At 42.4% G+C, this 13,852-nt stretch carries 11 protein-coding genes; 3 read left to right on the top strand and 8 right to left on the bottom strand.

Translation table 11 applies throughout. From position 1 onward, the window contains the following. Window positions 1-104: 104 nt before the first annotated feature. The 8 genes from A3775_RS11665 to A3775_RS11630 form a co-directional block, all read right to left on the bottom strand. Entirely contained in the window at window positions 105-566 is a 462-nt protein-coding gene (locus tag A3775_RS11665) for a nitrate reductase associated protein (protein WP_066425028.1), read from the bottom strand. A 293-nt stretch (window positions 567-859) separates the two neighbouring features. Continuing rightward, window positions 860-1,315, bottom strand: a complete 456-nt coding sequence (locus tag A3775_RS11660) for a phosphate-starvation-inducible PsiE family protein (protein ID WP_066379917.1) — start codon at window positions 1,313-1,315, stop codon at window positions 860-862. Window positions 1,316-1,515: 200 nt separating this feature from the next. Continuing rightward, complete coding sequence (locus A3775_RS11655) at window positions 1,516-3,705, bottom strand: molybdopterin oxidoreductase family protein (RefSeq protein ID WP_066425026.1); 2,190 nt, start codon at window positions 3,703-3,705, stop codon at window positions 1,516-1,518. A gap of 111 nt (window positions 3,706-3,816) precedes the next feature. Beyond that, the gene (locus A3775_RS11650) at window positions 3,817-4,653 is read right to left on the bottom strand and encodes a nitrate ABC transporter ATP-binding protein (RefSeq protein ID WP_066425024.1); all 837 of its coding nucleotides are present in this window, start codon (window positions 4,651-4,653) and stop codon (window positions 3,817-3,819) included. Between the two features lie 220 nt (window positions 4,654-4,873). Continuing rightward, window positions 4,874-6,850 carry a nitrate ABC transporter ATP-binding protein gene (locus tag A3775_RS11645; protein WP_066425022.1) on the bottom strand — a complete coding sequence of 659 codons (1,977 nt, stop codon included), beginning with the start codon at window positions 6,848-6,850 and terminating at the stop codon, window positions 4,874-4,876. 150 nt (window positions 6,851-7,000) lie between these two features. Continuing rightward, the gene (ntrB, locus tag A3775_RS11640; protein WP_066379928.1) at window positions 7,001-7,840 is read right to left on the bottom strand and encodes a nitrate ABC transporter permease; all 840 of its coding nucleotides are present in this window, start codon (window positions 7,838-7,840) and stop codon (window positions 7,001-7,003) included. A gap of 77 nt (window positions 7,841-7,917) precedes the next feature. Continuing rightward, window positions 7,918-9,243 (bottom strand): CmpA/NrtA family ABC transporter substrate-binding protein, encoded by a 1,326-nt coding sequence (locus A3775_RS11635; protein ID WP_066379932.1) that lies wholly within the window; start codon window positions 9,241-9,243, stop codon window positions 7,918-7,920. Window positions 9,244-9,341: 98 nt separating this feature from the next. Beyond that, the gene (locus A3775_RS11630; protein WP_066380087.1) at window positions 9,342-10,946 is read right to left on the bottom strand and encodes a ferredoxin--nitrite reductase; all 1,605 of its coding nucleotides are present in this window, start codon (window positions 10,944-10,946) and stop codon (window positions 9,342-9,344) included. Between the two features lie 516 nt (window positions 10,947-11,462). Here A3775_RS11630 and A3775_RS11625 point away from each other — a divergent pair. The 3 genes from A3775_RS11625 (at window position 11,463) to A3775_RS11615 (ending at window position 13,744) form a co-directional block, all read left to right on the top strand. Next, the gene (locus A3775_RS11625; protein ID WP_066379935.1) at window positions 11,463-11,888 is read left to right on the top strand and encodes a ubiquinol-cytochrome c reductase iron-sulfur subunit; all 426 of its coding nucleotides are present in this window, start codon (window positions 11,463-11,465) and stop codon (window positions 11,886-11,888) included. 104 nt (window positions 11,889-11,992) lie between these two features. Then, window positions 11,993-13,204: a HEAT repeat domain-containing protein gene (locus A3775_RS11620; RefSeq protein ID WP_066379938.1), complete on the top strand. Its 1,212-nt coding sequence runs from the start codon at window positions 11,993-11,995 to the stop codon at window positions 13,202-13,204. A 321-nt stretch (window positions 13,205-13,525) separates the two neighbouring features. Beyond that, entirely contained in the window at window positions 13,526-13,744 is a 219-nt protein-coding gene (locus A3775_RS11615) for a hypothetical protein (RefSeq protein ID WP_066379940.1), read from the top strand. The last annotated feature ends 108 nt before the right edge of the window (window positions 13,745-13,852 follow it).

Here is a 13,852-nt window from a genome sequence, read left to right as displayed (position 1 = left end):
ATATTATTCGACCAGGATGGGTTATACCTATTTAATTTGCTAATTTTTACATATCAGAAATTTTTATGGACTCTAACTAATAAGCAATGACTAATGACTATTGACTAATGACTAATGACTAAATTAAACTCTGCGATCGCACGCGGAAAATTTTTGTTTTCGTGTCCGGGACGACTCAGTTTAAGCAACGCAAAACGCTGCAAAGGCGTTAAATTTTGCCACTGTGATAAAGTGATAGTAATACCGATTTCTTGGGCTTTCTCTTGCAGTGTGACTGGCACATTGTCAGAGTCTAACCATGCGGGTTTCGGGTCTATTGGTAATGTTGCCGCAGGTGTACCGGTGCGTTCTATAATTAATTGCTGGAGATATTCTTGGTAAGCTTGAATTTCTGCTGCTGTTGTACAAGGTAAGCTGACTAAAGTTTCACGTTCAGCTTGAGTCATCTGATTCCAATCTGATAATTTTAGTTTAATCCCGCAGGTGTCGAGGTTATAACGTACCTGCATCGGGATGCAACGCAGAGAATCCACAAAATCCGCTTCAAATTCAAAAAAAGTTGTCATAATTCAGATTGTCAAAATTATCGATGAGCTATGCTGGTTTGTAGTCAGGACTTTAGTCCTGATGTTCTAAGGACTCAAGTCCTGACTAAGTAGCTGGTTGCAATTAAATATAAAATGTGGGATGGGCCGCCCGTCAACAGGCTAGAATCCTGTTCCACTATCTAACAATTAATTAAGCCTACTTACTTACGAACTGTTCTCAGTTTATAACCTTTAACTGAAATTCGTTGATATATAAACGTTGCAGTGCAACGTCTACACTAAATTAAATTAGCATCTAGATTTACCCAACTTTAACGTCTATCTTTATTACTATAACGAATGATTAAATAACTAATAGATAGAGCTAAAATAGCAGTTCCTAAACCAATGATATCAATTCCTTGGACTTTTTCTAAATCCAAAATAATGATTTTTCTGGCTACAGCAATTAATGAGGTAACAATTACTAATTCTACTTGAAAGACGTGTTTTTTTAAATAAGCTGTAATATTTTCTAATATTTCTAGAGCAATTAATACATTTAAAAATAACCCAAAAACTTTAAACAGTGTTGTGTTAATTACACCGTAGGGTGGAGTTAAGATTTCTTTAACTATAAAAGTACCTAAATCCACAATTGCCACCAAAATGACTACCACCATAAAAATAGATAGAATTTTGGAAACTATCACTTCAATATTTTCAATCGCGTGCATAAAACTTTCATCGCTAGTAAATCCAAACAATCTTCTGATTAGCTTTCTCATTAACTTTACCTAATTTCACGCAAGCTCAAAACTACAAAAAACAAAATAAAAATCCTGTAGATAACTCTAGAGGATTAAACATTGATATGTGATTGGTATATTGAAATTATCTTATCTTGCTGATCGTCAATGTTAGTACATCGAAAGTCATAATGGTAAATATTGACTAAAGTCTATGAATCAAATAACTATTGAGTAGCTTACCATTGGGAGGAAAGAAGTTGAGAATTTTTAGCTGTAGTTTCTAGACAGACGGGTGTGAGTTGTACAGCACAGGCTTTTAATTCTGGTTGTAGTGAGTCGGGACAAGCTTCGGGATGGGTGAGGGCGTTAGCTTCGGCATTGTCTGCCCAGAGTTTACCCCAGTGCATGGGGACAAAAACTGTACCGGGTGCGATCGCCTGAGTCACTTTTGCTTTAAACATAGCTTCACCACGACGCGATCGCACTTCAATCATCTGATTGTCAGTAATTCCTAACTTAGCCGCATCACGAGGGTGAATTTCCATAAATGGTTCTGGGTGCATAGAGCGAATTTTGGCAATTCTGCCTGTGCGCGTTTGGGTATGCCAATGTCCATAAAGTCGCCCAGTCGTTAACACAAAAGGATAATCTGGGTCTGGTGGTTCAGCTAAACCTTGAGAATAATAAGCGGCAAACTTAGCACGACCATCAGAAGTAGGAAAGCGCAAATCAGTATAAAGTCTTTTAGAACCGTTAGTCTGATCCCCACTCCCCACTTGAGGATGAGGCCATTGAGTCGCGCCTTCTGTACGTAACTGTTCGTGACTGATACCAGTCAGATCACAAACACGCCCCCTAGTAAGTTGGACAAACTCGGCGTAAACTTCCGCAGAATTATTAAAGGCGAACTTGTCCGCAAAACCTAACCTGCGTCCGACTTCCGCGAAAATTTCCCAGTCAGCTTTTGCTTGGTGTGGTGGTTGGCGGAATGCTGAACACAAAGTAACTCGGCGTTCAGAATTAGTCATTACGCCAGTTTTTTCACTCCACTGTGCCGCCGGTAAAAGAACATGGGCGTAAGCTGAGGTTTCCGTGGGGTAATAAGCATCTTGGTAAATCGTGAAAGGCGATCGCAATAACGCTTTCTTTGTCCGTTCCAAATCTGGCATACTCACAGCAGGGTTAGTAGCCGCAATCCACAACAAGCCTACAATCCCAGTTTCTAAACCTGTAATCATCTCCCACGCAGTCAAACCGGCATGGGGAGAAATTTGTCCTCGTTTCAGTTGCCAAAAATCCTCTACCTCTGCACGGTGTTGGGGATTTTTCACCAAGCGATAACCGGGTAATAAATGGGCTAAACCGCCCGCTTCCCTTCCTCCCATTGCATTAGGTTGGCCGGTTAAAGAAAAAGGCCCCGCCCCTGGTTTACCGATTTGTCCGGTCATCAGGTGTAGATTAATAAGAGTTCTAACTTTGGCTGTGCCTTCAGTTGATTGATTAACACCCATCGACCACAAAGATAACACACGCCCAGATTCACCCCAATAACGGGCGGCGGTTTCTAAATCTGCAATGCTGATACCACATTGACGGGCTACCACTTCCGGCGAATAGTGACGAATTACCTCAGCATAGGCGGAAAAATTGCTAGTATAGTCGTCAATAAACCCTAGATCAATTAAATTCCAACGCATCAATAAATGGGCGATGCCATTTAATAAATCAATATCTGTGCCGGGACGAATTGCTAAATGTAAATCTGCGGCTTCGGCGGTAGGTGTGCGACGAGGATCAACCACAATCATTTTTACCTGCCGGTTTTTTCTGTGGTATTTCTCCAGTCGGTTAAAAACGATAGGGTGACATTCGGCGGCATTGGTGCCAATTAAAAATGCACAGTCAGTTAATTCTAAATCTTCATAACAGCAGGGAGGGCCATCTGAGCCAAAACTTTGGATGTATCCAGCCACCGCACTGGACATACATAACCGCGAGTTAGCATCAAAATTGTTAGTTCCTAAACAACCTTTTAAAAGTTTTTGGGCGGTGTAATAGTCCTCGGTTTGGAATTGTCCAGAACCATACATACATATAGCTGCTGAACCTTGAGTTAAGCAAACAGTTTGTATGCGTTGGGTGATGATATTAAAAGCTTCATCCCAACTAACTTGCCGGAACTCTTGATCTAAAGAGTCCCGCACCATTGGGTAATGTAGTCTATTTTTATCTAAAGATTCGGCGATGGTTGCACCTTTAACGCAAACCATACCCTGACTCGATGGGTGGGACTTATCACCGCGAACTCGCCAAATAGGATTTTGGTTATCTGAATTAGTGGTTTTATGAGGTTGTGCTGGGGGGGATACTTCTAAACCACAGCCAACACCACAGTAAGGGCATAGGGTTTTGGTAGATTCGGTCATTGTAATTGGCGATCGCTAATTATCTCAAGGTTCGTAGTGAAGACTTTAGTCTTCATGGTTTTGAGGACTAAAGTCCTCACTACAAACTGTGTAAAGGAGAAAAATTATTGATTATTCGTCGTGTGCAAATCGGCGATAGAGGAAATCTAGGGCGTAGTTTCGCAGGTTGTAGTATTCTGGATCTTCCATGATGCGGCGACGGTTGCGGGGACGGGGGAAGGGAATGTCTAGGATTTCGCCGATTTGTGCGGCGGGGCCGTTTGTCATCATTACTACTCTGTCGGCGAGGAATAGGGCTTCATCGATGTCATGGGTAATCATCAGGACGGTGAGTTGATGATTGCTGCAAATTTGTAAGAGTTCTTCTTGTAATTCTTCTTTGGTGATTGCGTCTAATGCGCCGAAGGGTTCATCGAGAATTAAGACTTGGGGACGGATGGAAAGGGCGCGGGCGATCGCCACTCTTTGTTTCATGCCGCCAGATATTTGGTGAGGTTTCTTTTCTGCGGCTTCTGTCAGTCCCACCATTGCTAAATGTTCTCTGACAATGGCGCGTTTTTCGGCTATGGGTTTGTTGGAGAAAACTGCATCTACCGCTAGATAGACATTTTCAAATACACTCAGCCACGGCAGTAAGCAATAGTTTTGAAATACCATCATCCTATCTGGGCCTGGTTCGGTGATGGGTTGGTCTTGCAGCATGACTACGCCATCGGTGGGAGTGTTAAACCCAGAAATCATGTTGAGTAAGGTTGATTTACCACAGCCAGAGTGACCAATTAAGCAAATAAATTCACCTTCACGCACTCTCAGGTCGATTCCATCTAGTACGGTGTAAGGGCCTTCGGGGGTGGGGTAGATTTTGGTGACACCTTCAATTACTAGGAAGTTATCGGCTTTGGGGGTGTAATTTTTTTTGTTTTGGGTGTTTCTGTTGATGATTTGCATGGTTTTGTGAAATGTTTAGGATTTACTCACGCAGAGGCGCAGAGGAGGACACTTGCGTGGGCGGCTTTGCCGACTTGTTCGCGTTGGCGCAGCCTCACGTAGTGAAGCGTCTCGTTCGCGTAGCGTCCCGTAGGGAAGAGAGCAAAGTGTCCGTCGCGCAGAGAGGGGGATGAGGGAGAAAGTAACTAATGACTAATGACCAATGACTAATAACTAATGACTAAATAAATACTTCTTCTACTCGGATTTGATGTTTGATTTCTAGGCTTTTGAGGTATTCTAGGGGTTCTGAGGGGTTAAAAAGTTTACCGTCAAATAGATGAATGGGGTTGTCTTCGCCGATGTCGAGTAAACCGAGGTCACGGGCAGCTGCACCAAAGATGTCTGTACGACATACTCGTTCAATGACTTCTAGCCAGTTTTTCGGGAAAGGTGTGATACTCCAGCGTGCTAGCTGGGTAAGCATCCATAAGATTTCTGTGCGGTTGGGGTAGTTGGTTTTATTAAGATAAAACTGGTTGTAAGCTGTAAGTTCTTGGGGTGGTTGACCGTCACCACGATCATAAGGATCTATGAAACCAGGACGAATGTATGCAGGATTTACGTCTAGGTACTCAGGACGGCAGAGTAATTCTAAAATTTCTTTTCGGTGGCGGAGGTCGTCACAGTATTTGCAAGCTTCCAGAAGTGCTTTAATTAAAGCTAAATAGGTGTCTGGGTACTTTTGCGCCCATTCTTCCCGTACTCCCAAAACTTGCTTTGGCTGTCCTGACCAAATATCTAAAGCTGTAGCTGCCACAAAACCCAAGTCTTGATGGACAGCTTGATAGTTCCAAGGTTCTCCTGCACAGTAACCGTCAATATATCCGGCTTCGAGTTGGGCAACCATTTGTGTAGGTGGAATCACTTTCAGACTAATATCTCTATCGGGATCTATACCACCAGCCGCTAACCAGTAACGCAGAATTAAGTTTTGCATTGAAGCTGGATGCACTACACCCAAAGTGAGAATTTGGTCAGGAGTAGCCTTAATCGCTGCTTTTAAGTCAGTCAGACTCCGCACACCTTGGTTATATAATCTTTTACTAAAAGTGATGGCGTTAGCATTGCGAGAGAGATTGAGGGCGTTAACTACAGGAATTGACGCTTGATCACCAGCACCTAACGTCAGTAACAGGGGCATTCCTGCTAACATCTGGGCTGCATCTAATCTGCCAGTGACAACATCGTTGGTGATTTCCTGCCAACTGTGAGCTTTAGTGAGGACAACATTATCTAAGCCGTACTTGGCAAAAAAACCTTTTTCTTGAGCAACAATTAAAGGCGCAGCATCAGTTAAGGGCATAAAGCCAATTTCTAGGACAGCTTTGGCTGTGCTGGCATGAGAGGTGACTAAACGCTGAGTTTGACGTTTCTTTGCTAGCTTTTGCTGATTGAGGAAATAAATAATTTCATTTCGGAGATTGTAGTAACTGGGATGCTTAACGACCTCCAAACGCTGACGGGGACGGGGAATAGGCACTTCCAGAATTTGTCCAATATGAGCTTCTGGCCCGTTAGTCAACATCACAACGCGATCGCTCAACAACAAAGCCTCATCCACATCATGAGTCACCATCACACAAGTAACCTGATGTTCATTGCAGATTCTCATCAATTGTTCCTGCAAACTTCCCCGTGTCAAAGCATCCAAAGCCCCAAAAGGTTCATCTAACAGTAACAACTTCGGACGAGTAGCCAAAGCGCGGGCGATCGCTACCCGTTGTTTCATCCCCCCAGACAAAGCCTTCGGACGCTTATTAGCCGCAGGACGCAGCCCCACCATATCAATATGTTCTTCAACAATGCCCCGACGCTCACCTTTAGGCTTACCTGAATAAACCTCATCCACAGCCAGCGCAATATTTTCTCTAACAGTCAACCAAGGAAGCAACGAATAATTTTGAAACACCACCATCCTATCAGGACTAGGATCACGAATTTCCCGTCCTTCCAAAGTCACACCGCCAATACTAGCTCTATCCAAACCCGCAATAATATTCAGCAGAGTAGACTTACCACAACCAGAATGACCAATTAAAGAAACAAACTCCCCCTTCTTAATCTTCAACTCAATATTTTTCAGAGCAATATATCTACCACCACTAGGCAAATCAAATACACGATCAACGTGATCAACCTCAACAAAAGTAGCCATTAGTCCTTAGTCCTTAGTCATTAGTCCTTACTCATTAGTCCTTACTCATTAGTCATTAGTCATGAGTTTTTCTCCTCCGCGCGACGGCAGTCGCTTCAAGTCGGGAAACCCGCCCAACGCGCTGCCTCCCCTCCGCGTTTAACTCTTAACTTACTTCTGCTCAACCACAACCTTACTAGCAATAAAACCCACCAATTTATCTAACAACAAACCCACCAAACCGACATAAATCAGAGCCAAAATAATCTCACTCAAATTAGTTTCCGTACTCGTATTGTAAGCATCCCAAATAAACGAACCAATCCCCACACCACCGACTAACATTTCCGCCGCCACAATTGCCAACCAAGACAAACCAATCCCAATTCTCAAACCAGTAAAAATATAAGGAACCGTGGCAGGAAAAACAATTTTCAAGAAATACTTTACACCATTGAGTTTTAGAACTCTCGCCACATTGATATAGTCTTGAGGAATTTGTTGAACACCGACTGTAGTGTTGATAATAATCGGCCAGATTGAAGTAATAAAAATTACGAAAATGGCTGAAGGATTAGCCTGTTGAAATGCTGCTAAAGAAATAGGTAGCCATGCTAGAGGCGGAACAGTCCGCAAGACTTGAAATAGCGGGTCTACAGCGTTGTAAACTAATTGATTTGCGCCGATTAAAATCCCTAAAATAATCCCAGCGATCGCCGCTAATGAAAAGCCTAAACCAACCCTACCCAAACTACTAAGTATCTGCCAACCTAAACCCTTATCACTTTCACCATTATCAAAAAATGGATGAATAATAAATGGGTCGAAAGTTTCGGAAAAAGTTTCAATTGGCCCTGGTAACTCAAAGCTAGGATTTAAACAAAGCAATTGCCAAAGCACTAGAAAAATTCCTAATGCTACCAAGGGCGGCACAACTTTATTAAAAACAAATTTATTAAGATGATTGCGAGTTTTTTTTCTCAGCTTCCGACTTCCTAAAACAGCAGCCATACTTTCTATTTATTCCGTAATTTTTACAGTAGTTTGTCTGGAAAGGATAGGAGGGGCGGCACGCCACCCACCACTAATTACAGTTTCTTGATTTTCAAGCTTTGTAAATATGCTTCTGGATTTTCCGGGTCAAATTTCACGCCATCAAAGAAAGTTTCAACCCCGCGAGAAATGCTAGTAGGAATTTCCGCATCAGCTACACCAATTGCCTTAGCTGCTTGTTTCCACAAATCTTCTCTATTTACTTGCTCAACCATTTCCTTGATTTTGGTATCTTTTGGCAGATAACCCCAACGAATATTTTCAGTTAAAAACCAAATATCATGGCTCTTGTAGGGATAGGAAGCATTATCAGCCCAGAACTTCATGCGATAAGCAAATTCTTTTTCGGTGCGTCCATCACCATAGTCAATATTACCTTTAGACCTTTCGACAATATCTGCGGCTGCAACGTTAAAATATTTACGATCAGCGCAAATTTTACACATTTCCTCTTTGTTTTCTTGTTTTTCGCACCATTGTTGAGCTTCTAGAACTGCCATTAACATCGCTTGTGCAGCGTTGGGATTTTGATCAACCCAATCTTTTCGCATGGCAAAGGCTTTTTCTGGGTGGTTATTCCATAACTCTCCGGTGACTAGGGCGGAATAACCTAATTTTTGGCTAACTAATTGAGCATTCCAGGGTTCTCCGACACAGAAAGCATCAACAGTACCAACTTTCATGTTGGCTACCATTTGTGGTGGTGGCACAGGTTCTAAAACTACATCTTGGTCAGGATTGATACCACCAGCCGCTAGCCAGTAACGTATCCATAAATCATGTGTTCCACCGGGAAAAGTCATACCTACTTTTAATGCTTTTTTATCGGCTTTGGCTTTATCTGCGGCTTCTTTTAGGGTTTTGCTTTGGAGATTAACTTGCAGTTCTTTAAACTTGTTAGCGACAGAAATACCCTGACCGTTTGTATTTAGTCGTGCCAAAATATACATTGGCACTTGGTCGTTAATAGTAATCAGGTAAGGCATGGGGCTGAGGATATGCGCGCCATCAATACCGCCACCGGCTGAACCAATTTTCAAGTTATCACGGGTGACAGGCCAAGATTTTTGTTTAATGACTTCAACATCCGTCATCCCATACTTAGCAAAGAAGCCTTTTTCTTTGGCAATAATCAGGGGTGCAGCATCCGTGAGGGCGATAAATCCGAGTTTGGCTTTAGTGGTTTCTACCTTTGGTGCGTTAGCTACTGTCGAAACGTTGGCGGCTGGATTTGCTGAGGGTGCTGACTCACCTGTAGTAGCTGAGTTGGAATTATTTGAGGTGCAACCATGAGCCAAAATAGAAGCCGCCGCCGCCGCGCCTGTAGTGAAAATAAATTTTCTTCTGGAAAAGTTAGTCATTTTGTTCTGTGTTAGTTGTTTATTAAGTAGGGATTGGGGATTGGGGACTGGGTAAAAGTTTTTCTTGTGCTGCTGCCTCTGCTCCCCTGCTCCCCTTTCTAGTTAGTGATCAGAGCTTCTTGCTTGGCTTTTGCGCCGAAGTGTTGAATGAGTAAGTCTCGTAATACTGGCTGTAAGTCTTCGCAGGGTATCGCTTTTTGAACGCAGTTACCTAATTTTGCGTCTTTACCGACTTTGCCACCCATATAAATGTCAACGCCTTCTACAGCTTTGCCATTTTTACGGGCTTTAGTTCCCATGAGGCCGATGTCTGCAACTTGGGGTTGTCCGCAAGAGTTGGGGCAACCTGTCCAGTGAATGCGGACTGGGTGAGTGAATGTTAATTCTGTTTCTAAGGCTTTGATGATGTTGAGGGCGCGGTTTTTGGTTTCGATGAGGGCGAAGTTGCAAAACTGTGCGCCTGTGCAGGAAACGAGCGATCGCCCTAATAAACCAGGATCAATAGAAAACCTCTCTAGTAAAGGATCGATGAATAATGTCCTCAACCGCGAGTCTGGAATATTGGGAATAATCACGTTCTGTTCTACAGTTAACCGGATTTCTCCACTGCCATAAACATCCGCTAACCGCGCCAGTTCAAACATATCTTCGGCATACAACCTACCCACAGGGATGTGCAAACCTACATAGTTTAATCCCGATTGCTTTTGTTGATAAACTCCGATGTGATCGCGTTTTTCCCAGTCGATTTCGTCTTTGGGTGCGGCGGGTAACAAGGATTTACCCAAACGCTTCTCCACCTCTAGACGAAATTTCTCTATACCCCATTCATCAATTAGCCACATCAGCCGAGATTTGAGGCGATTAGCCCTTAAGCCATTGTCTCGGTAAACTTCCAAAATCGCTTTACATACAGGTACTACTTCTTCTGGAGTCACCCAAGCATTGAGAGGAATTGCCGCCTCACAACGTTTGGCAGAAAAGAAGCCTCCAACTAGGATGTTAAAACCGAAGATTGGCGATTGAGAAAAATCTTGCCCAGTCCCCAGTCCCCAGTCCCCAGTCCCCTCTTTAAACGCTGGCACGAATGCTAAATCGTTTATTTCTGCATGAACAGAATTGTCTCGTCCACCTGCGATCGCTATATTAAATTTACGTGGCAGGTTACTAAATTCTCGGTTGCCTTGCCCTTTGTTGGTGAACATATCTTGAATTTGTTGCACCAATTCGCGGGTGTCATACAACTCATCTGCATCCAAACCCGCCACCGGATCACCTGTAATGTTGCGGATGTTGTCCATCCCTGATTGAACGCTGGTTAAACCAACAGCATGAAATTTATTGAAGATATCAGGTAAGTCTTCAATTCGGATGCCTCGCAATTGAATATTCTGTCTGGTGGTAATATCAGCGTTGCCATCATCTCCGTAACGTTGCACTACCTCGGCTAACGCACGCATCTGCTCGCTGTTGATAATACCATTCGGCATCCGCATCCGCATCATGAACTTACCGGGAGTCACTGGACGAAAAAATACACCCACCCACTTAAGTCGATGATCTCTGTCTGTTGCGTCCATTGCTTCCCACCCCAAGGCGGCAATTTTTTCGATTTCCTCCTTGATAGCTAGCCCATCTTTTTCGGCTTTGAATTTCTCAAACTTATTCAGACTGGTTTTGCTGGTAGTTGCTATATCCGTCATAAGTTGACTCTTGTTATCATTGCTCATCCACTAAGAACCTGTTCAGGTTTCTGCCCAATATCAATCGACTCGTAGTTTTACGAGGTTTAATCTGAAAAATAAATATTGATTTATACCTGAATAGTTTTCCGCAAAAGCGGTTTACAGAAATTGATTTGCAACTTAGTGATTGTCGTTGCTATCAAATTCAAAATTAAACTGTTTGTGATTTGTAATTAACTCGCAGGGTGCCGCCTGTTTTTCACTGAACGAATTTGTAATCTTTTACATTGGCTGATTTTGTCAAGTTGTTGGTGTGAATGTTTATGTAACAATTTCCATACTTATAAGGTTATGTTGGGATTTACGATAAAATCGTATAACTAGCTACAAAATTTTAGTAATAATGCTGAAAATAAATTCTATTTATGCGTTTTTTGCATAACATCCCCATTCTCAGTATAAAGAAGCAGAGGAAACAGGGGGAGAAAAGCTAATAACTAATCACTAATAACTAATGACTAATAACTAATAACTATGAAACGTCGTGATTTTATAAATTGGGTGGGTTTGGGTTGGATAGCGAGTAGCTTACCTGTGGCTATTGCCGCTTGTACTTCTAACAACACCACACCGACAACTTCAGCTACAAATGATTGGCAAACAGTCGGTACTGTGGCTGAATTAGACAAAGCGGGGCAATTACTTGTTAATGACTCACCGGCTGCTGCTGTGTTAGTCGTAGGTACATCTACAGCTAAAAATCTGATTGCTGTAAATCCCACCTGTACCCATCAAGGTTGTACGGTGGCATGGCAAGCAGCATCTCAAAAATTTGTCTGTCCTTGTCATGGTGCAGAATATGGAGTTGATGGTACAGTACAAAAAGACCCAGCTACCAAGCCACTCAAAACTTACGCCGCCAAGATTGAGGGCAGTTCAGTTGTAGTTAAGCCAATCTAGTCTCAGTCAGCAATAAGTAGTGATGATTGCGTCTGTTTCTCAATGCTTATTTACTTAGCTGGAGTCTTCAGAATTAACAAAACTCAACATTTAAGTAAGCTATTGTGAACAATATCGGGCAGATTTCGATGCAAGCACAAGCAGCTGATGATGCGGCTGATTTGTCATCGCTAATTCAAGATTTACTGGAGTTGATGTTGGCGAATGACTCTCAAGATTCCGCAACAGCTAATTCAAACAATATTTTAGAATTAGCACTGGCAATTTTGGAGATGGGAGATTTTCAACAGCGTTGGGATGTTGCCAAGGTGCTGACTCAATTAGGAAGTAAAGCCATTCCGTCATTGATTGCTATTTTAAAAGATGAAGATGCAGAGGATGAATTACGCTGGTTTGCCGCCAGAATTTTGGGTGAATTACAGCATCCAGATGCAATTCATGCTTTAGTGGAATTATTTCAAGCTAGTCAGGATGAGGAACTTCAAGCGATCGCCGCTACAGCTTTAGGACAAATGGGTACTGTGGCTATTCCCGTACTGACTCAAATGCTCTCCTGTGATCATACAAGACTTTTGGCAGTGCGATCGCTCGCCTATATTCGCACCTCAGACACTATCACACCCCTATTAACTGTAGTAGAAGATTCCCAAGCAGCAGTACGTACAGCAGCCATTGAAGCCCTCAGCAGTTTTCATGACCAACGTGTACCACCTATACTATTAACAAGCTTAGATGATGTAGCACCTGCTGTCAGGCGTGTTGCCATCCAAGGTTTAGGTTATCGCCCAGACTTATGTGCAGAACTTGATTTAGTCACGCGACTACAAGCCAAACTGTATGACTTGAATATTGAGGTGTGCTGTACAGCCGCAGTTGCCCTGGCGCGCATGGGTGGCGATGCTGCTGTGAAGCAATTGTTTACAGTTCTGGTTTCACCCCATACACCAATTCCCCTACAACTGGAAATTATCCGCGCTTTGATTTGGGTGGAAACATTATCTGGTTTGGAATGTTTACAACAGGCATTAAATCACACGACCTCAGAAACATTATGGCAGGAAATTGTCACCGTTCTGGGACGAGTCCAAAAGCCAGAATTAACCACCGCAGCTACAGCCATTCTGTTAAATCTCCTGTCATCTCCACATCCAGCGACAAAAATTAACAGTGTTAAAAGTGCGATCGCTTTATCTTTAGGACATCTGGGTTGTCTGCAAGCTACTCCACTTTTAACCCAAATGCTGGATGATACCGATGAATTTGTCCGACTCCATGCGATCGCTGCACTGACAAAACTTGATGTTATTTATCAGTAATTTGTCCAGCAGTTAACAATACTTCTTTGCCGCATCAGTGGGATCAATTATAGAACTTACACAACTGGCATATTTAGTAGGGTGTGTCAGACATCAAAAATATGTTTATTAACAGTATTTAAACAGTCTGTCGCACCTACAAGACATTTGTAATGTGACACTTGCATAAGTCCTAATCTAATTTTTTGAGATTTAAAAGTTATCTTTTAGCAATCAAATGCTTAAGAACCATTTTTTTACGTAACATTATCGTAAAAAACGGAACTATTAGTTTTAATTTGATACAATCTAATTTACTTTTATGGTGTATCAAAGATAATTATGTCCAATGAATTAATTATTATCTTGTACAGTATATTACTTTTATTGTGGTCAGAGGGATCAGATAATGTTGATCAAAACGATGATAAAAGTAAGGCTGAATCAGCAAAAAGTCCCCAAGCACAGGTTTATGAACCTCCAAAATTAGAAGAAATTGGCAGAATAGACAACTTAGTGCCTCCAAATCAACCCGGTGCTGGATTTCCTACCTTTAGTTAATAATATGCCAAACTAAAGGGCTACTATTTGATTGTGGAAAAATCCCATCTTCCTCAACCCTTGTTCTGTGTCTTCTGTTAATCACTGAATTAAACCGGACTTCTAGAT

This window comes from Anabaena sp. 4-3 (genome assembly GCF_001597745.1).
In the GTDB taxonomy this organism is placed as follows: Bacteria; Cyanobacteriota; Cyanobacteriia; order Cyanobacteriales; family Nostocaceae; genus Trichormus.
This window is presented reverse-complemented; position numbering and strand designations above follow the sequence as displayed.